This is a genomic window from Stenotrophomonas sp. YJH_SMC_8 (assembly GCF_059371315.1).
In genome coordinates this window covers 259,493-281,207 of the sequence record NZ_JCAFUL010000004.1, presented here as the reverse complement: position 1 = coordinate 281,207, position 21,715 = coordinate 259,493, and the positions used below count along the sequence as shown (strand labels likewise).

Genomic DNA, 21,715 nt, shown 5'->3' with positions numbered 1-21,715 from the left:
GCGTGGACTCAGCCGCGCACGGCGAAGGTGCCGTGGAAGCCCAGTGGCACCGCATACGGCAACCACGCCTGTGCCAGCGGGCCGTCATCCACATGGCGCGCATCCAGCACTGCCAGGCCGCTGCGCTTGTTCACCGGGTCGAGCAGGGTGCCGACCAGCCAGCCGTCATCGGCGTTGCGACTGCCCGGCCGCGGCACGAACACATGTTCCTCGGCCATGATGTCCGGCCCGTAGTGCCACAGCTGGCGACGCCCGCGCTCGATATCGAATGCGGCCACTGCGTTGAAGTACGGCGCCGTGGCCGGGCCATCGATGGTCGGCGCGTACAGGCGCGCCCCCCGGGTGCTGGCCGAACGCGGATCGAACAGCGGGAACTCCACCGCGCTGATGCCCAGGGTTTCCCAGCGAGCCTGTCCGCGGCGCAGGTCCAGGTGCAACTCGACCAGGCTGGCGCCGCTGTTCGCAGCGTGCGCGCCGTCCCCGGCCATCGCTTCCTTCATTGGTGAACGCGCTTCGTTGATGTCGTCGTGGCGCACCGCGCGCAGCACGATGCCGCCGTCGCGGGTGAAGGCATCGCCGAAGTGGTAGATCGCCGCGAACGGTGCCTCGAACCATTGCGCCTTGTCCGGCGCATCCTTGGCCACCACCGCGATGCGCGCGGGGCGCTGCGGTGCGAACTGCATGCGCTCGAAGAAGCTGCCGCCGGTGCCGGTGAAGTCGAACGGCATCAGCACGAACACCAGGTGCTGCTCGGTCATCGCAAAGGCATGCAGGTAGCCATGTTCCGGCGTTTCAATCACATTGGCACTGCGCAGCTGGCCGTCCTTGCCGATGTGCCAGACCAGCAGGCCGTGGCCTCCCATCAGGCTGATCGAACCGAAGTTCCACACGCTGCCATCGCGGTCCGGCAGCGGATGCGCGGAGAACGGCAACGCTGCCAGATCCGGGCGCCAGGTGACCGGCCCGAGGGTCTGCAGCGAATCGGGGTCCACTTCGAACGCTGAGCCGGACTCGCACAGCGCGAACAGCCGGCCATTGATCATCGTCACCGAGGTGTTGGCCACGTTGGCGTCATCGTTGTTGCGCACCGCCAGGGCACCGGGGACGCTGGTGCCGGCCGCCGGGTACTGGAAGCGGCCGGCCTTCTGTTCACGGCTGAACTTCGGCGTGGCCACCATGCGGCCGTGGTGGGTCAGGCTGCCATCGCCGTTGAAGCGCCAGCCATGCACCATGCCGTCGCCGTCGAACCAGTGGTCGTAGCGGAAGCCATCGCGCTCGGTCCAGGCCGGGCCGTTGCGGTACAACGTTCCGGCGAGGCCGGCCGGCAGACGGCCCTGCAGCTGCACGGTGGCCGGGCCGAGGCTCTCGCTGGTGACGCTGCGCCAGCCCAGCAGCCACGGGTGCTCCTGCAGGCCCTGCGCGAAACGGGCCGGGTCACCGGCGAAGGCGGGCGCGCTGCGCAGTGCGGTGGCGCCCAGGGCCAGGCAGGCGCTGCTGCTGAGCAGGGTATGGAGAAAGCGGCGACGGTCCATGATGGCCTCGGGTCTGGATGCAGGAATCAGCGCAGGGTGATGTCGATGGCAGCGCCGGCAGCCGGCACGTCGACGCGCGCCTCGTCGAAGGTCGGCTTGCGCATCACCTGCGGGTTGTTGCTGAAGCCATAGCCTTCCACCGGCATGCCGACCAGGTTGGTGTCGAGCTTGCCGTTGCCGTTCTCGTCGTGGGTGAGCAGTACGGCATAACTGCCGGCCGGCAGGTTCTTGAATGTGAAGTGGGCGCTGTCGCCGCTGGGCGTCGCCTGCTGCGCCTGCACCGGCTTGGCCTTGCCGTCCCAGGCGGCAGCGCTGTCGACCAGTGCAACGCGCAGCGTGCCGGTCTGCACGCGGACATCGTGTACGGTCACTGCCAGATCGGCGGCGTGGGCACCACTGGCCAGGGCCAGGGCAGTCAGGGCGGTGCTGAGCAGGGCGGTGCGGTTCATGGCGGTGGCTCCGGAGGTGGGTGGTGTGCTGCGGTGTGGAGCCAGTCTGCGCGGGGCGCGTTGGTGGGTTCAGGGCCAGTGGTCATCGATCCGACGTGCCAGAAGTCACTTTCTGCGTTGGACCCATTGCCGGTTGCTGCCGCGGCCGTCAGCATCAGGTCATGCCCAGCCTGTTCCGCCACCTGTTGCGTCCCCTCAGCCTCGCCGGCCTGGTCACCGTGCTGGTGGTGGGCCTGTCATTCGGCGTGCAGGGCGCCGGTGCCAGACTCAGCCAGGCGTCGCTTGGCGCGTTCCTGCTGCTGTTCGTGGTGCACGGATGGGCGGCAATGCCGACCCGCGTGCGTGCACTGGCTGCGGTGCTGCAGGCCGTGCTGGCGATCGCGCTGGTTGCCCTGCAGCCGCGCACCGGAACCGCGCCGGTACTGCTGGTGGTGCTGGTGGCGCAGCTGGCCGAGCACTGGCCACCGCGCTTCGTGCTGGGTGTTGCACTGCTGGCCAACCTCGCCATGTATCTCGTGCTGCGCCACGGTGGTTTCACCCAGCCGTTGCTGGTGGTGCTGCTGTATGGCGGCTTCCAGGCATTTGCCGCACTGACCGCACACTACGCGCGCAGCACTGCGTCGGCCCGCGATGACCTGGCCCGCGTCAATGCCGATCTTCTGGCGACACGTGCACTGCTGGCCGACAGTGCACGCGATGCCGAGCGCCTGCGCCTGGCCCGCGAACTGCACGATGTGGCCGGGCACAAGCTCACCGCGATGCGCTTGAACCTGCGCGCCCTTGCGGCCGACCCTGTGCTGGCCGGGCGCGACGGACTGGTGCTGGCCGAGCAGCTGTCCGGCGAGTTGCTGGCCGACATCCGCCAGGTGGTGCAATCGATGCGCGATGATCGCGGCCTCGATCTGGCTACTGCGCTGCACGCGCTGGCCGCGCCGTTCCCGCGCCCGAAGCTGCAGCTGCAGATCGGCGAGAGCGTGCGCGTGGCTGACCCGCTGATGGCAGAGACTGTGCTGCGCCTGGTACAGGAAGCGCTGACCAATGCCGCCCGGCATGGCAACGCAGACACCGTATGGCTGACGATCAACGAAGAGGATTCCCGGTTGCGTATCGACATCCGTGATGACGGCCAGCGCGCCGAGCGTATCCGCGAGGGCAACGGCATCGCCGGCATGCGTGAGCGCCTGGCCGCAGTGCGCGGCCAGCTGGAACTGGCCCGCACCGCACAGGGTGGCATGCACCTGACCGCGTGGGTGCCGGCATGAGCGGCGGCGCGATCCGTGTTGCCCTTGCCGACGACCAGGCGCTGGTCCGTGCCGGCCTGCGCGCGCTGTTGCAGGGGCTGGGCGTGGAGGTGGTGCTGGAGGCCGAAGACGGCCAGGCGCTGCTGGATGCGCTGGCCACCCAGCCGGTGGACGTGGTGCTCAGTGACATCCGCATGCCCGGGATGGACGGCATCGAAGCGCTGCGCCAGCTGCGTGCACGCGGTGACGCCACCCCGCTGCTGCTGCTGACCACCTTCGATGAAAGTGATCTGCTGCTGCGTGCCACCGAGGCAGGAGCGCAGGGATTCCTGCTCAAGGACGCAGCACCGGCCGACCTGCGCGAGGCGATCGAGCGCGTTGCCACCGGTGAGGCCCTGCTGCTGCCGGTCAGCACCGAGCCGGTACGCGCCCGCTACCGCTTCCATGATGAAGCGCCGCCCACCGATACCTTCGGTGAGCGCGAAGTAGCGATCCTGCGCCTGCTGGCTGGTGGCTACAGCAACAAGGAGATCGCGCGCAGCCTGTTCCTGGCGGAGGGCACGGTGAAGAACTATGTCTCGGCCATCCTCGACAAGCTCGGCACCCGCGACCGCACCCGCGCGGTGCTGAAGGCGATTACCCTGCGCATCATCTGAGTTGCCGGCACCAGGAAAAAGCATGAACCCGATCCTGCACGTTGAGATCCCCGCCAGTGACCTGGCCCGTGCCATCGCGTTCTACCAGCAATGGCTGCGGGTGGACGTGGATGCGCCGATCCTGCTGCATGACTGCCAGATGGCGTACCTGCCGTTTTCGGATGACGCGGAGGGTGCCAGCATGGCGCTGGTGCAAGGTGCGGACTACCGGCCCTCCGAGCAGGGCGCGCGCATCTACATCGGCGTGGATGACCTGGATGCCAGCCTCGCGCGTGCGCTGCAGGCAGGTGCCGAACTGCGCTTCGGCCCGGCCGATGCCGGCAATTGGCGAGTGGCCGAGATCCGCGACAGTGAAGGCAACCGCATCGCGCTGCAGGCGCGCGCGCTTCTGTAGAGTCGAGCCATGCTCGACTGCTGTTGATTGCGCCGCCAATGCGTCAGCCGAGCATGGGCTCGGCTCTACAAGGTCGCGGTACGCGAGCGCTGCAGCCATTCATTGATGGCTGGGTCCAGTCGCGGGTCGTCCGGCAGTTGCATGCCGAAACGCTGCTGCAGCACCTCGCGCACATCGCCGACATCGTGCAGCGGGCGCTTGTCCGGCGCCTGCCCGGGGCGGTACTCGGTGTAGTTGCCGCTGCCGATGGTGCGGCGCCAGTCGGGCCCGGTCAGCGACGCGCGCAGCTGGCCCGGAAAGCTGGAATCGGGGTGGGTGCACACGTACCAGTTGCCCACCACGTTGTCGATCGGTGCAGGTGCCTGCAGATCGAAGCGGTACATCGCCCGCCAGCCGTCGCTAGATTCGGCTGACAGCACGAAGTCGCCCTGCTCGGGCAGGCGCTGCAGCAGATAGCGCTCGTGCGGCGTGGCCTGCGGCTGCGCCTCGTGCAGGCGCAGCGGCACGGTCGGGGTCAGGCTGCCGAAACCGGCATCCACCAGCCAATCATCGCCGTCCACATGCACGCGCAGCAGCAGGTGGGTCCGTGCAGTCAGCTCGCCGTCCTGTGCGGCCAGCAGTACACGCGCACTCAGCGGCTGCGCATCGAAGCCCAGTGCCTGCAGCAGGGCCAGCAGGCCGCCATTGAGTTCGAAGCAGTAGCCACCCCGGCGCTCGTCGAGCAGCTTGCGCTGCACGCTGTCCAGGTCGATCGGCACCGCGTCGCGCAGCAGGCAGCTGAGCGTCTCGAATGGCAGCAGCGCGTTGTGGCGCTGCTGCAGCAGGGTCAGTCCGGCCAGCGTCAGCGGTGGCGGTGCATCCAGCTGCAGGCGTTGCAGGTAGCGGGGGACATCGAGCGTCGTCATGGCGGCACCGGTCGGGGGAGGGAGGTCCACTGTGCTCCCCCAACCGGGGTTGAGGTCAAGCGCGGCGGCGATGTCATCCCCCCGTCGCCTGTGCCCGGTACAAAGGCCGCGTCCGTCAGCGATCGGCGTGGGCGAACGAAAAAATTCCTAAAGTTGTGTCAGATCCGGCCGATACAGGTGCGTCCTTCCGCCTGGAGTCTGTCATGTCGGCCGTTGTCCCCCACCTCAGGTCCCTGCGCGCGCGCCTTGGCACGTTGCGCTCGGCGTCCCCCGGCCTGCTGCGCTGGCTGCAGCCGCATCGGCTCAGCGTGGCCAACAAGCTCAAGGCGACCCTGTGGGTCTGTGGGCTTGGCCTGGTCGCGATCGCTGCCGTCTACGCCTGGACCGGCCACGCCAGCGCACAGGCTGCACGCAGCCAGGCCAGCTACCAGCGCGGCAGCGATCTGGCTGCGAGCCTGGCCACGCGGGTGGCCGAAGCGCGCCGCCTGCAGACCCAGTATGCACGCAGTTTCGATGATGCCGACCGCAACCAGTTGCTGGTGACCCAGAAAGCCCTGCAGGCCGATCTGCAGGCGCTGCGTGCGATGCCGATGGATGCCAGCCGGCGCAAGGCCCTGCAGGCGCTGACCGAGGCCGCTGACGCGTTCTCGCAGGGTGTGGTGGCGCTGTTCGAACGTGTCGATGAAATGGGTCGCGGCGACGCTGGCCTTGCCGCGCAGCTGCAGCAGGCGGCCGATGCCCTGCAGACCCAGGTGGACGCCCAGCAGCGGCCGTCGCTGGCGCTGTCCCTGCAGAAGATGCGCCGTCAGGAGGCGCTGTTGCTGCTCGATGGTGATTCCACGCACGCCGATCGTGCGAGCGAAGAAAAACTGCCATTCGATCTGGCGCTGGCCGGTCTGCCTGCCGATGTGCAGGACGCCCTGCGCAGCGGAATGGAGGGCTACCAGGTCGCGTTGCTGGGCTACACCGCCGCGCGTGTCGGGCTGGATGTGGAGGCACAGTCACTGCTGGAAACCGCCGCTGGCGTGGCACCGGCGCTGGCCGCATTCCAGCAGGCACAGGTCGCGGCGCTGGCCAGTGCACAGGCACGCCAGCAAGCCGGCGCACGCGCCATGAGCGTGCTGTTCGCACTCACGCTGCTGCTGGTTGCCGGTGTATTGATCACCAGCCTGGTGCTGGTCCTGCGCGCGGTGCGCCAGCCGATCCAGGACACCCTGCGTTTCGCCAGCGACATCGCTGACGACCGCCTGGACACCACCCTGCGCGTCTACAACGCCAACGACGAGATCGGCCAGCTGGCCCAGCGCCTGGTCGACATGCAGCAGCGCCTGCGCGCGCGCATCGAGACCGAGCGGGCGGTGGCGCGCGGCAACACCCGCGTGCGCCAGGCATTGGACAGCGCGCAGACCGGCCTGATGGTGATCGATGCGGAAGGGCAGGTTGCCTACGCCAACCCGGCACTGCTGCTGCAGCTCGAGCGCCAGGTCGAAGAGCTGGTGGGCAGCGACGCGGTGCGCCTGCATCCAGCGCTGGGCAGCCTGGCCAGCGTGCGCCAGCGCGAGGAGCGCGAGATCGGCCATGCAGGGGTGCGCTACCAGCTGATTGCCAACGCCATCATCGACGAAGGCCAGTTCCTTGGCGTAGCGGTGGAATGGCGCAGCCGTGCGCTGGAAACCCTGTTGGAAACCGAAGTGGCCGCGCTGGTCGACGCCGCCGCTCACGGTGACCTGCACGGGCGCATCGCGCTGGAGGGCAAGCAGGGCTTCGTGCGCACGCTGTCGACCAGCATCAATCGCCTGCTGGCGACCTTTGAAACCAATCTCGGCGACCTGCAGGCACTGCTTGCCGCGCTCGCCCGCGGTGACCTCAGCGTGCGCATGGAGGGTGAACTGCAGGGGGTGTTCGCGCGCATGCGCGACGATGCCAATGCCACCGTCGCTCAGCTCGGCCGCATCGTCACCCGCATCCAGCACGCCACCTCCAGCCTCGATACCGGTGTTGGCGAGATCGTTGCCGGCCATCACGACCTCTCGCAGCGCACCGAACAACAAGCGGCCAACCTGGAAGAAACGGCCGCATCGATGCATGAGCTGACCGACACCGTTGGCCGCAATGCAGATGCCGCAGGGCGTGCCGACGCGCTGGTCAAGGGTGCCGCAGCGGTGGCGCAGCGCGGCGGCGAGGCGGTCGGCCAGGTGGTGGCGACCATGCAGGGCATCAGCGAGGCATCACGCCGGATCGGCGATATCACCCAGCTGATTGATGGCATCGCGTTCCAGACCAACATCCTTGCGCTCAACGCGGCCGTGGAGGCGGCACGTGCGGGCGAGCAGGGCCGCAGCTTTGCCGTGGTGGCGGCAGAAGTACGCCTGCTGGCCCAGCGCAGTGCCGAGGCGGCGAAGCAGATCAAGGGATTGATCGAGGATTCGGTGGCGCGGGTCGGGCAAGGCAACCAGCAGGCCGAGCAGGCGGGCACCACCATGGGCGAGATCGTTGGCAGCGTGCAGCAGCTGGCCGAGCTGCTGGCCGGTATCCGCAGTGCATCGCAGGACCAGCATGCCGGCATCGCGCAGGTGAACCAGACCATCGTGCAGATGGAAGCCAGCACCCAGCGCAACGCCAGCCTGGTGGAAGAAGCCGGTGCCTCCACCGCGCAGATGCAGGCGCAGGTACACGCGCTGGCCGAAGCGGTGGGCGCGTTCCGGCTGCAGCCGGAACAGCGGGCGGCACGCGCGGCGGCCTAGGCGGCGCTGTTCTGTGGCCCGGCGGGGAATCAGCCGAGTGCAGGCTCGGCTCTACATCATCGGGCCCGGGAAACACTGTAGGGCCGAGCCCATGCTCGGCTCACGCCAATGCGCGGTGGCAGGAATCAATACACGTCGCGACGGTAGCGCCCGCTCTCCAGCAGTGTTTCCACCGCCTCATCACCGAGCGCTTCACGCAGCACCTGGTCCACGCCTTCGGCCATGCCCTGCAGCGAACCGCACACGTGGATGACGGCACCACGCTGCATCCAGTCGCGCAGGGCATCGGCCGCCACGCGCAGGCGATCCTGTACATAGCCGCCGTCGCCATCGCGCGAGAACGCCAGGTCCACCCGCGCAAGATGACCGTTGGCCTGCCAGGCCTCGATCTCGTCGGCGAACAGGAAATCGTGCGCACGCTGGCGTTCACCAAACAGCAGCCAGTGCCCGTGTTCTCCCGCATGGGCGGCTTCGCGCAGCAGGCTGCGCAGGCCGGCGATGCCGGTGCCGTTGCCGATCAATACCATGGGTGCACCGGTCACTCGATGGAAACCCGGATTGCGGTGCACGCGGGAGGCGATGCTGGCGCCTATCGGCGCATGCACTGACAGCCAGCCCGAGCCCAGGCCGGTACGTCCGGCTTCGTCATGGACCAGCCGTACCACCAGCTCGACCGCACCGTCATCCGTACAGGACGCGATGGAGTACTCCCGCCCCGGCAGCAGTGACAGCCCTGCCAGCCACAGGCACGCATCCTGCACCGCCAGCGCAGCATCGGCATCGGGCAGCTCGCGCTCGCTGGCCAGCGCCAGCAGCGTGCGCGGCTGGCCGTCGATCAGCAGCGGCTGCAGGGGATCCAGCCCATGTGCCTTCAGTACCGCACCGGCGTGCCGTGCGTTGTGGCGGGGCGCGATATGCAGGATGTCGCCCGCCCGCCACTGCACCTCGGCCGGTGCAGCAAGACGGATGCGCCAGATCGCACCGCCGATGCTGCCTGGATTGAGGCGGTCGCGGCCGAGCAGGCGCCACTCGTGCATCTGCGTGGCGGCCGGCAGCACGCTGTCATCGGTGGCGATGCCGGTCAGCGCGCCCAGCTGTTGCTGCCACTGGCGCAGCGCCGGTACCGCAGCGGCATCGACATCGATGCGCCCGAACAGCGCACGTGCACCGTTGCCCAGCAGCCAGCCATCGAATTGGCGGCCAAAGCCGCAGTAGTGCGGGTACTGGCGGTCACCCAGGGCGAGCAGGCCGAACTGCAGGCCCGACAGATCGGGCGCTTTTGCCAGCAGCCGTCGCGCAGCGCCCCGCGCCGCATCCGGAGGTTCGCCATCGCCAAAGGTGCTCAGCACGAACAAGGCCTGCGCAGTGCGCGCGAGCTGCGTGGCATCGACCCGGGCCAATGGCAGTACCTGCACAGCATGGCCAGCGGCCTGCAGCTGCGCGGCAGCACGCCAGGCCAGCTGTTCGCCCAGCCCGCTCTGGCTGGCATGCACGACCAGCCAAGGTGCGCGGCCATCATCGGCGGCGGCAACCGGAAGCGACTGGCGCAGCCCGCGCGCGGCGCGCTGGCTGCGGCGACGGTCCAGGTACAGCATCCAGCCGGTGATGAAGAACAGGCTCATGCCCAGGCTGCTGAGCATCACCACCACGCGCCCGGGCATGCCGAAGTAGCTGCCCGAGTGCAACGCGAACACGCTGGTGGCCAGCTGGCCGCCGGTGCCCTGGCGCGCGTAGGGGCGCGAATCGAGGATTGTCCCGCTGGCCGGATCCAGTTGCAGCAGATCATGTGCACGATCATGGTGGCCGCCGCGCTGAGACGGATCACCGGCCATCACCCGCACGTTGAGTACCTGGCCGGGCTTTTCCGGCAGGCGCAGGTCGATGAAACCGGTGCGCACGCCGGGCAACGCATACAAGGTGGTTTCCACGCGGCGCAGGTCCAGCGTCGTGTCGGTGGCGACCTTGTGCTTGGCCGCCGGCGCGACGCCCAGCAGGGTGTTGGCGGCGCTGCGGTACCAGTCGAACGACCACCACAGGCCGGTCAGCGCACTCATCAGGTAGATCAACAGCACCCAGGTGCCAACCACCGAGTGAAGGCTCCACAGGAACCCGCGGCCGCTGCGCTTCCACTCCACCGCCAACCAGCTGCGCCAGTGCCACCAGCGCCGCGGCCAGCGCAGATAGAGGCCGGACAGGGTGAAGAACAGCAGGGCGATGGCACAGCTGCCGGTGATCCATTTGCCGCGCTCGCCCGCAGCGAGGTGGCGATGCAGGTCTTCGACGAAATCGAAGAAGGCCTGCCCGCGCAGCGCGCTGAAGCGTTCGCCGCTGTACGGGTCGAAGTACACCCAGTGCTCTTTGCCGCCGGCGAACCGTGCAACTGACGGTCGTTGTCCGGTGGCATCGATGCGCAGGCGTTGCAGTGGTCGCTCGCTGCCGGCCTGCAGCAGCGGCACCAGTTCAGTGAGCGCCAGCGGATGCTGGCCTTCGGAGTGGTGTTCGGCGATTTCGGCGAAGCCGGGGTTGGCGGCACGCAGCAGTTCGTCCTCGAAGGACAGCACGGCGCCGCTGAGGCCCATCACGGCCAGGACGGCACCGGCAGTGATGCCCAGCAGCCAGTGCAGTTGGAACAGGACGTTCTTGAACATCGAAGGAGGAGGGCCCGGAAGGCTGCCGCCCGCATCCTGCGCAACAGCAAATGAGAATTAGTCGCGGAATTCTCCGGGGCGCCCTGCCTGAGGTCAAGCAGGGGGTATCGGCCGGGCGGCGCCCGGCACCCGCTTCAGGCCAGGGCAACAGCCACAGCAACAGCGTGCATTCCGTGGGATGGCAGGGTGGGTCCGGTGGCGGGGGACGCCGTAAACCCGTCCTTGGGGGCTTGGCCGCGGCATCCATGCCGCGGACACCCCCGCCACCGGACCCACCCCGCCTTCGACAGATCTCCGCGATCTGTAGATCCACGCTATGCGTGGATGCTCTTCGTTCAATTGTCGGAATATTCGATTTCGATGGAGATCCATCCACGCATGGCGTGGATCTACCGTGTCGACCAAGGTCGACATCCACCAACAGCCATCGGAATCTGTAAGAGGTGGGGCGGTGTCGGAGTGCGGGGTGTCAGCCGCATGGATGCGGCTGCCAAGCTTACCGGGACGTACTTGCAGCGTCCCCGCACTCCGACATCGCCCCGCCATCCCACGGAAAGCCCGCTGTAGCTGTTGCTTCGGCTGTTGCTCTGGCCTGAAGCGGGTGCAGGGTGCAACCCTGCCGAACCCTCACTGCACCCAGCGTTCGATCTCGCCGTGGGCGAACGGCCCCAGCTTCGCCTTGACCATCCGCCCCTGCGCATCGAACAGCACGCTGTAGGGCAGCAGGCCCTGCGCGTTGCCCAACTGCACGCTCGCGTCGCGCGGGCCCGGTGTCTCGATCACGATCGGGTAATCCACCGGCACCTGCTGCAGGAAACGGCGTACGCCTTCCGGGGTATCCAGTGCCAGGCCCAGCACCTGTACACCGTTATCGCCCTGCGCATGGGCCAAGCGGGCAAGCTCCGGCATTTCTTCCACGCAGGGTGCGCACCAGCTGGCCCAGACATTGACCAGCAGCGGGCGGCCGGCGAAGCGCCGGCGCAGGTCCAGCGGTTTGCCTTCAAGATCGGGCAGCGACAACGCGGGCAGGCGGTCGCCCACCTGCAGGACCGGCGCCGCAGCTGCAACGGCAGGCGCCGCCGGCACGGCCCCAGGCGTCACCGGCGCCGGTGCCAATCGATGGCCGGCCCACAGGCCAAGGCCGGCGGCCAGCACCGCTGTCCACAGCAGCGCTGGCCGTTGCCACTTCATCGTGCGGTGCGCAGCAGCGCTTCCTCGACCACGGCCTGGGTCAGCAGCGTCGGCAGCACGGTCGGCGGTGCACCGGGGCCGTACACCACGTACAGCGGCACGCCGACGGCTTTGTGTTCTTCCAGGAACGTGGTGATCTGCGGATCGACGTTGGTGTAGTCACCGCGCATGTACACCGCGTTGGTGCGCTTGAGCAGGTCCTTGAACTCCGGGCGCGACAGCACGGCGCGCTCGTTGGCCTTGCAGCTCACGCACCAGTCGGCGGTCATGTTGACGAACACCACGCGGTTGTCGGCGCGCAGGCGGTCCAGCAGCTGCGGCGAGTACTCCACCACGTTGTCGCTGGCCGCCTGTGCGGCGCGTGCCGGCGGTGCCAGCTGGGTCACGCCCCAGGCCGGTACCAATGCACCGATCGCCAGCAGCACGCCGAGCAGGGTCACTGCACGCGAGCCGGTCCAGCGGTTGCGCTCGAACAGCCACAGGCCGAAGGCGAACAGCAGCAGGCCACCCAGCACCAGCGCCATGCCGTCCACGCCACGCTGCTTGCCCAGCACCCACAGCAGCCACAGCGCGGTGGCATACATCGGGAAGGCCAGCACGTGCTTGAGCGTTTCCATCCACGGGCCCGGCTTGGGCAGGCGGCGCGCCAGCGCCGGCACGAAGCCGATCAGCAGGAACGGCAGCGCCAGGCCCAGGCCAAGGAACAGGAAGACGGTCATCGCCTTCAGCGGCGGCGCAATGAACGCGTAGGCGATGGCGCCACCCATGAACGGGCCGACGCAGGCACTGCCGACCACGCAGGCCAGCGCACCGGTGAAGAAGTCGCCGGCCGGGCCGCTGCGGCTGGCCAGCGACTGGCCAAGGTTGCCGATGCCACCGCCGAGGGTGAACACACCGGACAGGCTCAGCCCCACCGCGAACATGATGTAGGCCAGTGCCGCCACCACGCCCGGATGCTGCAGCTGGAAGCCGATGCCGACGGCGTTGCCGATCGCGCGCAGGCCCACCATCAAGGCGCCGATCACCGCGAAGGCGACCAGCACGCCCAGCGTGTACCAGAGCGCGTGGCTGCGTGCGCGCTGCGGGCTTTCACCACTCTGCGCCAGGCTGAGTACCTTCAGCGACAGGATCGGCAGCACGCACGGCATCAGGTTGAGCACCAGGCCGCCGGCCAGGGCCAGCAGCAGCACCCACACGAATGACCTGTCCGGATTCGGCGTGGTCGCCGGCGGACGCGTGCGCAGTGCGTTGTCACCCTGCGCATCGGCGGCGAATTCATTGCCGGAGGCAACGTCACCCGCAGTGGCCGCCGCATCGGTGTTAGGCACGGTTGGCAGCAGGCGCAGCGGTGCACCGTTGGCGGCTTCGCGCGGTGCACCGGCGCTACCGGGCAGCGGGTTGATCACTTCGTTGCGCGGCGGTGCCTGGTCGGCGCTGGCGCTGACCTTGCCGGCCGGGATCGACAGCTTCACCCGGCGGGTCATCGGCGGGTAGCAGATGCCATCGGTCTGGCAGCCCTGGAAGGTCACCACCAGGGTGCTGTCGACCGCGTCGGCAACGGAGCGGCGCAGCGGCAGCGGTACTTCCACCTGGTTGAAGTAGACCGATACATCGCCGAAGTGTTCATCACGATGCGACTGCGCAGCCGGCCAGCGCGGCGTGCCGGCCTGCACGCCGGTGCTGCCTTCCAGCTTCAGCGAGGTGCGGTCGCGATACAGGTAGTAGCCCGGCGCGGGGCTGAAGCGCAGCAGCAGGGTGTTGCCGTCGCTGGCGATGGCATCGAAGCCGAACGCCTGCTCGGACGGGAGCGGCAGCGCCTGGCTGTTGCTGGCGGCACCCGGCAGGCGCAGCCCGCCGCTGTTGCCGGCACCTGCCAGCGGATTGTTGAACGGGCTGGCGGCACCGGCACGCGCGGCAGGGGCCGCGGCCTGTGCGCCGGCACCGGGCAGGGTGACCTGCACCACGCGCTTCTGCGGCGGGTAGCAGACACCGGCGTCGGCGCAGCCCTGGTAGCGTACTTCCAGGCTGATGGTGCCGGCGGCGTCGGTCGGCGTGCCGGGCAGGGTGGCCTGCAGGCGTTCGCGATAGGTTTCGACTTCGCCGAAGAAATCGTCGTGGTGCTTGTCGCCCTTGGGCATCTGCAGCGCGCCGGCATTGAACGCCGGATCGGCCTTGACGCTGGTGCGGTGGCGATACAGGTAGTAGCCGGGTGCGATCTTGAACTGCAGTTGCACCTGGCCGCGCTCGGGGGCGGTGGCGGTCAGCGCGAACGCCTGGTCCACCGGCAGCAGGTCCTTCTCATCCAGCGCGAACGCTGGCAGCGAGAGCCACAACAGGGCGCACAGGGCGGCGCCACGCGCAAACAGAGTCTTCAATCAGTGTCCTCCCGGGTCTGTGCCCGGATCCAATCCAGATACGCCGGCAGGCCGGCCCGGGTTTCGACCGCGATGCACTCCGGGAGTTCATACGGATGCAGTTCGACGATCCGGGCAATCGCGTCATCGACGCGGCTTGCGGTGGTCTTCACCAGCAGCTGCAGCTCGGCGTCGGTGGTCACCTCGCCCTGCCAGCGGTAGGTCGACTGTGCGCCATCGAGGCGGGTCACGCACGCGGCCAGGCGCTCGCCGACCAGCGCGTGCGCGATGCGCTCGGCACTGGCCCGGTCCGGGCAGGTGGTCAACAGCAGCAGGACGGGATCGACGGTCGACATGGCCGTCGAGTATAGGGCCGCCGCCGGGTCAGGGCCCGGCGGCGGCAGTGGACCGCTGCGTTGCGCGGTCAGTTGGCCAGCTGGCAGGTCGCCGGCTTGGCCGAGGTGAACAGGCCCGGGGTCGCCCACTCGGGGTGGTCGATGAACGGGTTGCGGTTGCCCTGGAAGCTGTAGATCACGTCATTGCGCGCACGTTCGGCATCATCCGGCGGGTCGGACAGGTGCCAGTCGATCAGCGTGGACAGCAGGCCCATGTAGGCCGGCGAACTGCTGGTCTTGACGATCTTGCTGCGGTCGTCGGTCAGCTCCAGGTCCGGCTCGGACTGGCCGGTCGCCGCATCCTTGCCGCCCTCGTAGCGGATGGCCATGTACATCACCGCACGCGCCATGTCGCCCTTGCGCTTGCCCCACACCTCGAACGTGCCGGTGTTGCCGTCCGGCGTGCGCACCCAGTTGGAATTGCCCGGATAGCCACCGCTGCCGCCGCCCTGGCCGTTGTTGGCTTCGGTGGCGCGCTCGCCGCAGTTGGCGTCGCACTTGGCGAACGGCTTGTTGCCACGGTCGGCGTTCCACTGTGCATCGGTCAGGTACAGCATGTGGGTGTCGGTGTACGGCGCGTACGGCAGGCCCTTGTCACCGGTGGTGCTGGCAAAGCCCAGCGAGTTCGGCCAGGTGTGTTCGCGGTTGTACTTCAGGCCACTGCCGCTGCCGGCGCGATCGGTCACCTTGGCGTAGCTGCGGTTGCGATACGCGTCGAGGATGCGGTTCGGGTTGTTCGGGTCCTCGTCGGCGATCTCCAGGATGGTCCAGGTGCTGGTGCCCGAGCCGCTGTACGGGTAGGCGGTGTGGCCCTTGATGGTGGCGTGCAGCGAGCAGCGCAGCTGGCTCGGGCTGGAGGTGTTCACCTTGGAGTAGTAGCCGGCCGGCACGCCCGGGTTGCCCGGGTCCGGATTGCCGCCGGTGCTGGCCACGGTGAACGCGATGCGGCTGTCGGCCGCCGGATGCGCACCCTGCAGGTCGGTGATGCGCGCGGCGCGGATATCGAAGCGGCAGGCCTCACCGGCCACCAGCGCGGTGTTGGTGGACAGCTTCACGCTGCGGCCGCTGGCCGGGAAGGTCAGCGGCACGCTGCCGGAGGTGCCGCAGCTCAGCGCGAAGGCGCCACTGGCCAGGTTCACCGTCTCGCTGAACACCACTTCCAGATCGGCCGCGGCCGGGAAGGTGCTGCTGCCCTGCGCCGGGGTGGTGGTGGACACCGACGGCGGCGTGTTCGGGCCCGGGGTGCCGCCACCACTGAAGGTCTGGCCGTTGTTGCAGCTGCCGAAGGTCTGCCTGGCCGACTCGGCCCAGGTGAAGTGCGCGTACTGGCTGCCGCTGCCGGTCAGCTGCAGCGAGGTGCCCGGGGCCGTGCTGTTGGTCTCGGCCACCGGAATGTTCTGGCTGGTCATGCCGGCGGCAGGGCCACCGGAGGCGGTGATGGCGCCCTCGTAGCTGAGGAACTGGACCACCTTGCCGCTGGCATCGACCAGGGCGATGCCATCGTTCGGGCCGTTCTGGATGCCGTTGGTCGGGTAGTTGACCACGGCGATGGTCGCGCTGCCGCAGCCTGCGGCGGTGCCGGCCGGGACCGGGTTGTTGGCGTAGACCGTGGCAGCCGAAGGATTGCTGCCGTTGTAGAGGTAAAGCCGATAGCCGGACAGGTCCTCTCCGGCGGTGGCTACGATCTCGATCGCTTCGCCGACGTCACCGGCGGCGGTGCTGTCGTCGTAGTGCAGTTCGTTGATGAAGACCTCGGCCTGGGCCGGCGCGGCGGCCAGCGCCAGCAGGCAGGCGGCGGCAAGCGGGGACAGCAATCGCATCGACAACTCCTTGTGATTGGGAATGCGCGGCCGAGCCTAAGGCCGATCCAGTGACACTTTGTCGTAAATGAACGTCAGATATCTGACAGTGGGACATTGGTCACCAAATGTCACCTGTTCCCCCCTTGGCTTGCCGCACTGCATCCCTATACAGGCGTCCACGCAGGGAAGGATGTTTCCGGGCCCGGAGAAAAATTTCGGGATCGGCCCTTGAAAGGCCTGTGGAGGTCTCCATCTCTGTCGTGCTCCCGACTTGTCGGGCTTTTTCACGCGCGTTGCTGGCACTCGCCCGGTGCGACTGCTAACATCGCCAGACTTTTTCAGACCAATCAATAACTTAAGAGGTCTCTCATGAGCATCAAGCCGCTGCACGACCGCGTTGTGGTCAAGCCGATCGAAGCCGACGAAATCTCCGCCGGTGGCATCGTCATTCCGGATTCGGCCAAGGAAAAGTCCACCAAGGGTGAAGTCGTGGCCGTCGGCCCGGGCAAGCCGCTGGACAACGGCAGCGTGCGTGCGCCGTCGCTGAAGGTTGGCGACAAGGTCATCTACGGCCAGTACGCCGGCAGCTCGTACAAGAGCGAAGGCGTCGAGTACAAGGTCCTGCGCGAAGACGACGTGCTCGCCATCATCGGCTGAGCCTCGGCGCGACCTGCTTCATTCCCTGATTCCAAACACCCAGCCGCCGGGCATGGCCCGGCGCTACCAATGAGGTAACTGCAATGGCTGCCAAGGATATTCGTTTCGGTGAAGACGCCCGTTCGCGCATGGTGCGCGGCGTCAACGTTCTCGCCAATGCCGTCAAGGCCACCCTGGGCCCGAAGGGCCGCAACGTCGTGCTGGAAAAGAGCTTCGGCGCCCCGACCATCACCAAGGACGGCGTCTCCGTCGCCAAGGAAATCGAACTGGCTGACAAGTTCGAGAACATGGGCGCGCAGATGGTGAAGGAAGTCGCTTCGCGCACCAACGACGACGCTGGCGACGGCACCACCACCGCCACCGTGCTGGCCCAGGCCCTGATCCGCGAAGGCGCCAAGGCTGTTGCCGCCGGCATGAACCCGATGGACCTCAAGCGCGGTATCGACAAGGCCGTCGTGGCCGCTGTTGCCGAGCTGAAGAGCATCTCCAAGCCGACCGCCGACGACAAGGCGATTGCCCAGGTCGGTACCATCTCGGCCAACTCGGACGAGTCGATCGGCCAGATCATCGCCGACGCGATGAAGGAAGTCGGCAAGGAAGGCGTGATCACCGTTGAAGAAGGCTCGGGCCTGGACAACGAGCTGGACGTGGTCAAGGGCATGCAGTTCGACCGTGGCTACCTGTCCCCGTACTTCATCAACAACCAGCAGTCGCAGACCGCTGACCTGGATGACCCGTTCATCCTGCTGCACGACAAGAAGATCTCCAACGTCCGTGACCTGCTGCCGGTGCTGGAAGGCGTCGCCAAGGCCGGCAAGCCGCTGCTGATCGTTGCCGAAGAAGTCGAAGGCGAAGCGCTGGCCACCCTGGTGGTCAACACCATCCGTGGCATCGTCAAGGTCGTGGCCGTCAAGGCACCGGGCTTCGGCGACCGTCGCAAGGCGATGCTGGAAGACATGGCCGTGCTGACCGGCGGCACCGTGATCTCCGAAGAAGTTGGCCTGTCGCTGGAAAAGGCCACCATCAAGGACCTGGGCCGCGCCAAGAAGGTGCAGGTTTCCAAGGAAAACACCACCATCATCGATGGCGTGGGTGACAAGGCTGCCGTCGACGCACGCGTCGGCCAGATCAAGACCCAGATCCAGGACACCTCCTCCGATTACGATCGCGAGAAGCTGCAGGAACGCGTGGCCAAGCTGGCCGGCGGCGTTGCTGTGATCAAGGTCGGTGCCTCGACCGAAATCGAAATGAAGGAAAAGAAGGATCGCGTCGACGACGCCCTGCACGCGACCCGTGCAGCCGTTGAAGAAGGCGTGGTCCCGGGCGGCGGCGTTGCCCTGGTCCGTGCGGTCACCGCACTGGCTGGCCTGAAGGGTGCCAACGAAGACCAGAACCACGGCATCCAGATCGCCCTGCGCGCGATGGAAGCTCCGCTGCGCGAAATCGTTGCCAACGCCGGTGAAGAGCCGTCGGTCATCATCAACAAGGTCAAGGAAGGCACCGGCAGCTTCGGCTACAACGCCGCCACCGGCGAGTTCGGTGACATGCTGCAGTTCGGCATCCTGGACCCGACCAAGGTGACCCGTTCGGCGCTGCAGAACGCTGCTTCGATCGCTGGCCTGATGATCACCACCGAAGCCATGGTTGCCGAAGCTCCGAAGAAGGACGAGCCGGCCATGGGTGGCGCCGGTGGCATGGGCGGCATGGGTGGCATGGGCGGCATGGACTTCTAAGGTCCACGCCCGCGTCGGACGTTGCCGGCCCTGGCCGGCGCGTCTCCCCGATGCAAAGGAAAACCCCGCCGCGAGGCGGGGTTTTTTGTTGCCCGGTTGCCGCCATGGCGCCGCGTCGCTACGCTCGGCGACCATGCCTACCTCGTTCATCGTCGTCGACGACTTCCTCTCTCCGGCCGATGCGCACGGCCTGCGCCAGGCCGGCCTGGGCCTGACCTACCCGGCGCAGGAGGGCGCGTTCCCCGGCCGTAATTCGCTCGAACGGCTGGAGCTGGATGGCCTGTCCGAGGCCGCATCGCGGCTGGTCAACGAGCCGCTGCGGCCAGTCAATCCGCTGCAGTCGCACGGCAAGTTCCGGCTGACCCTGGCCAGCGATGTCGGTCGCGCCAAGGTGCACACCGATCATTCGCACTGGTCCGGCATCCTCTACCTCAGCGCTCCGGAGCACTGCGAAGGCGGCACCGAATTCTTCCGCCATCGCCGCACCAACACCGAGCGCATGGCGCTGAACGCCCACGAGCTGGCCGCGCTGGGCTACGCCAATGGCGGCGACATGCACCGCGACATCATCGAGCGCGACAGCGTCGACGACAGCCAGTGGGAGATGACCATGCGCATCCCGATGCGTTTCAACCGGCTGGTGCTCCTGCGCCCGTGGTTCTGGCATACCGCTGGCCCGGCCTTCGGCGACCGCCCGGAGAATGGGCGGCTGGTCTACCTGATGTTCTTCGAGCAGGCGCGTTGAGCAGAAGCCATCCACGCATGGCATGGATCTACTTCACGAACACCTTCCCTGCGCCGTATTCCCACCGCCACGGTACGCCGGTGTCGCCCAGCACGAAGGCCACCAGCGCCGGGAAGGTCGCTTCGGCGCGCACATCGTTGCCCAGGATCACCACGCAGCGCTGCTGCCGCTCCACGCACACCAGCGTGTTGCCCACCGCGTCATCGTGGCCGCCCTTGTAGAAGCCCGCGCCTTGCGGGCCACGGAACGTCACCACGCCCAGGCCAGCCGCCAGGTCCTTGCGCTGCTGCGCCTTCGGCAGCTCCGGCTGCAGGGTGGGGAACTGGCTGGCGGTCGTGATCGGCAGCTGTGGCCGCACCAGCTCCCTGCGCATCGCCGCTGACAGTCCATCGCCGCGCACGTAGCCAGCGGCGAAACGGGCCATGTCGGCGATGGTGGTATCCATCGAACCGGCCGCACGCACGCGGCTGCGCTCATCGTGCGGCTCGGCGGTGCCCTCCACGGTCCAGCCGTCTGCCAGGTTGGTGGCGAAGTCCTCGCGCCACATCATGCTGGTGCGGGTCATGCCGAAGCGGTCGAACACCCGCTGCTGCATCAGCGCGCCCACATCCTCGCCCAGCCGCCCGCGCTCGATCACGAACTGCAGCAGGATCAGCCCTTCGCCGGAATAGCCGTAGCGGCTGCCCGGATCGAAGTGGAACTTCAGCCGGCCGTCCGGTTCGAGGAACCCGAAGTTGGCAAAGCCACTGGCGTGGTTGAGCAGCAGGCGAGGGGTGAGCTGGCGCCAGCGCGCATCATCGGCCAGCACGCTGTAGTCGGCGTACTTCTTCGTTTCGGGCGGATAGTCCGGCAGCGGCTTGTCCAGCGCTGTGGCGATGCTGGCATCCAGATCGATCCTGCGGTCCTGCGCCAGCTGCGCGACCAGATGGCCGAATGCCATCTTGGTCAGCGAGGCGGCATACATCACCGTATCGGTGCGCAGCGGCTCGCCCGCGGCGTTGCGTTCGCCGTAGGCAGCCACGTGCACCACCTTGCCGCCATCGATCACCGCCAGCGCCAGGCCACGCGCCTGTGCGGCCCGCATCAGCCGCTGCACTTTGGCGTCGATGCGGGCCGGCGAGGGTACCGGGGGTGGTGCGGCCAGCACGGCCAGCGGGAACAGCGTCAGCAACAACAGGGCAGCACGGCGCATGCGTGGACCTCCTGGCGGGACGTGGCGCGATGCTACGCCAGCCCGCGGTCCGCGTCATGGCACGCCGGGGTCACGTCACCGCCGGCTGGCGCAGGCAGATCCGGGCGGCGCCGGCGCTGATGTCCACCTGGCTGGCGACCATGGCGTCGGCGCCGAGGATCAGTGCGGGGCGAGCCTCCAGCCCGATGGACCTGAACACCGACAGTTCGCTGATCCTGACCTCCATCGCCGGGTGCTGCCAACCGGTGCCGGACATGCCGGACAGGGTGTACAACCACGTCGCCTGCGGCTGGCCCCCCAGTCCCTGAGTGCCTTTCTCCCGCACCCGCAGGCGCTCATCGCTGCCGTCGATGCGCAGGCCCAGTGCGCGGGCGGCTTCGGCATTGAGCACGGTCTGCGCGGCACCGGTGTCGACCACCGCGATGGCTTCCACTCCCGCCTCACCCAGTTTCACGGTAATGAAGGCGAAGTGTTCCAGGCCGTCGCGCCGATCAGGCAGTGCATTGGCCTGGCACTGGCGACCATCGACGCCAAGCTGCCCGGGCTTCCACAGCGCCAGCTCACCACGGCTGAAGTCCCAGCGGGTATCCCAACGGCCGGTCAGGTCGTTGCCGATCAGGCCGTCGACGGCGGGGTCATCGTCCTTCTGCAGATTGGAAAGGTCGGCCTGCACACCGCTGACGCGCAGCTGCCATCCGCCAATCCGCCAGGAGGTCGTGTGCATGCGCTGCAGCGGCGCGCTCTGGGCGCTGGCCCCCTGCGCATGCGTGGTGGCGGACCGGGGATCCTCCAGCCCGTGGCGGCGGGCTACCCGACCGTCGACGAGGGTGACCCCAGCCGCGCTGTCGACCACGAAGCGCAGCGGTTCGGCGCTTCCGTTCAGTGAGACGGCCACTGCCGGATGGTTGCCCTGCATCCACATCGGCAGCACGTGTACAGGCGGGGCGGCGGCCAGCGCGGGGAATGCAGCGGCAAGCAGGGGCAGAACGGACAGGCGCACGTTGGATCTCCGGAGTAGAAGTGGAGGCCTATTGGCGCGCATCGGCGTATCCCGCGAATATCGGCGTTGATACCGTC

17 protein-coding genes are annotated in these 21,715 nt (G+C 68.0%); 7 read left to right on the top strand and 10 right to left on the bottom strand.

Annotated elements, in window-relative coordinates; all coding sequences use genetic code 11:
- Positions 1-8: 8 nt before the first annotated feature.
- Positions 9-1,532, bottom strand: coding sequence for a carotenoid oxygenase family protein (locus tag AC5P88_RS06960; protein ID WP_495224674.1), 1,524 nt, complete (start codon positions 1,530-1,532; stop codon positions 9-11).
- Positions 1,533-1,558: 26 nt separating this feature from the next.
- Entirely contained in the window at positions 1,559-1,981 is a 423-nt protein-coding gene (locus AC5P88_RS06955; RefSeq protein WP_495224673.1) for a DUF2141 domain-containing protein, read from the bottom strand.
- A 161-nt stretch (positions 1,982-2,142) separates the two neighbouring features.
- On the opposite strand from AC5P88_RS06955, the gene AC5P88_RS06950 reads away from it, so the two are divergent.
- Genes AC5P88_RS06950 through AC5P88_RS06940 form a run of 3 tightly spaced genes read left to right on the top strand, consistent with a single transcriptional unit; the run spans position 2,143 to position 4,272 of the window.
- The gene (locus tag AC5P88_RS06950) at positions 2,143-3,243 is read left to right on the top strand and encodes a sensor histidine kinase (RefSeq protein WP_495224672.1); all 1,101 of its coding nucleotides are present in this window, start codon (positions 2,143-2,145) and stop codon (positions 3,241-3,243) included.
- A complete protein-coding gene (locus AC5P88_RS06945; protein WP_495224671.1) occupies positions 3,240-3,878 on the top strand; it encodes a response regulator transcription factor in 639 nt (212 codons plus the stop codon). Before AC5P88_RS06950 ends, AC5P88_RS06945 begins: the two co-directional genes overlap by 4 nt.
- Before the next feature lie 22 nt (positions 3,879-3,900).
- Positions 3,901-4,272, top strand: a complete 372-nt coding sequence (locus tag AC5P88_RS06940; RefSeq protein WP_495224670.1) for a VOC family protein — start codon at positions 3,901-3,903, stop codon at positions 4,270-4,272.
- Between the two features lie 65 nt (positions 4,273-4,337).
- Here AC5P88_RS06940 and AC5P88_RS06935 read toward each other — a convergent pair whose 3' ends face one another.
- Positions 4,338-5,177 (bottom strand): arylamine N-acetyltransferase family protein, encoded by an 840-nt coding sequence (locus AC5P88_RS06935; RefSeq protein WP_495224669.1) that lies wholly within the window; start codon positions 5,175-5,177, stop codon positions 4,338-4,340.
- 203 nt (positions 5,178-5,380) lie between these two features.
- Here AC5P88_RS06935 and AC5P88_RS06930 point away from each other — a divergent pair, with 203 nt between their 5' ends.
- Entirely contained in the window at positions 5,381-7,921 is a 2,541-nt protein-coding gene (locus tag AC5P88_RS06930) for a methyl-accepting chemotaxis protein (protein WP_111112999.1), read from the top strand.
- 125 nt (positions 7,922-8,046) lie between these two features.
- Here AC5P88_RS06930 and AC5P88_RS06925 read toward each other — a convergent pair whose 3' ends face one another.
- The 5 genes from AC5P88_RS06925 to AC5P88_RS06905 form a co-directional block, all read right to left on the bottom strand.
- The gene (locus AC5P88_RS06925; protein ID WP_495224668.1) at positions 8,047-10,569 is read right to left on the bottom strand and encodes a PepSY domain-containing protein; all 2,523 of its coding nucleotides are present in this window, start codon (positions 10,567-10,569) and stop codon (positions 8,047-8,049) included.
- 627 nt (positions 10,570-11,196) lie between these two features.
- Positions 11,197-11,760, bottom strand: coding sequence for a TlpA family protein disulfide reductase (locus AC5P88_RS06920; RefSeq protein ID WP_495224667.1), 564 nt, complete (start codon positions 11,758-11,760; stop codon positions 11,197-11,199).
- Positions 11,757-14,135: a protein-disulfide reductase DsbD family protein gene (locus tag AC5P88_RS06915; RefSeq protein WP_495224666.1), complete on the bottom strand. Its 2,379-nt coding sequence runs from the start codon at positions 14,133-14,135 to the stop codon at positions 11,757-11,759. Before AC5P88_RS06915 ends, AC5P88_RS06920 begins: the two co-directional genes overlap by 4 nt.
- Positions 14,132-14,470 (bottom strand): divalent-cation tolerance protein CutA, encoded by a 339-nt coding sequence (gene cutA / locus AC5P88_RS06910; RefSeq protein WP_010481118.1) that lies wholly within the window; start codon positions 14,468-14,470, stop codon positions 14,132-14,134. Before cutA ends, AC5P88_RS06915 begins: the two co-directional genes overlap by 4 nt.
- 68 nt (positions 14,471-14,538) lie before the next feature.
- Positions 14,539-16,329 carry an endonuclease gene (locus AC5P88_RS06905; RefSeq protein WP_495224665.1) on the bottom strand — a complete coding sequence of 597 codons (1,791 nt, stop codon included), beginning with the start codon at positions 16,327-16,329 and terminating at the stop codon, positions 14,539-14,541.
- A 351-nt stretch (positions 16,330-16,680) separates the two neighbouring features.
- Between AC5P88_RS06905 and AC5P88_RS06900 the strand changes: the two genes are divergently transcribed.
- The 3 genes from AC5P88_RS06900 to AC5P88_RS06890 all read left to right on the top strand — a co-directional run bounded on the left by AC5P88_RS06900 (position 16,681) and on the right by AC5P88_RS06890 (position 19,446).
- The gene (locus tag AC5P88_RS06900) at positions 16,681-16,968 is read left to right on the top strand and encodes a co-chaperone GroES (protein ID WP_049427125.1); all 288 of its coding nucleotides are present in this window, start codon (positions 16,681-16,683) and stop codon (positions 16,966-16,968) included.
- Between the two features lie 83 nt (positions 16,969-17,051).
- On the top strand, positions 17,052-18,701 hold the full coding sequence (gene groL / locus AC5P88_RS06895) for a chaperonin GroEL (RefSeq protein WP_075676061.1): 1,650 nt from the start codon (positions 17,052-17,054) through the stop codon (positions 18,699-18,701).
- Between the two features lie 133 nt (positions 18,702-18,834).
- Complete coding sequence (locus AC5P88_RS06890) at positions 18,835-19,446, top strand: DUF6445 family protein (RefSeq protein ID WP_005411225.1); 612 nt, start codon at positions 18,835-18,837, stop codon at positions 19,444-19,446.
- A 28-nt stretch (positions 19,447-19,474) separates the two neighbouring features.
- On the opposite strand, the gene AC5P88_RS06885 is transcribed toward AC5P88_RS06890, so the two are convergent.
- A complete protein-coding gene (locus tag AC5P88_RS06885) occupies positions 19,475-20,638 on the bottom strand; it encodes a serine hydrolase domain-containing protein (RefSeq protein ID WP_495224664.1) in 1,164 nt (387 codons plus the stop codon).
- A gap of 70 nt (positions 20,639-20,708) precedes the next feature.
- Complete coding sequence (locus AC5P88_RS06880) at positions 20,709-21,638, bottom strand: aspartyl protease family protein (RefSeq protein ID WP_495224663.1); 930 nt, start codon at positions 21,636-21,638, stop codon at positions 20,709-20,711.
- Positions 21,639-21,715: the final 77 nt, after the last annotated feature.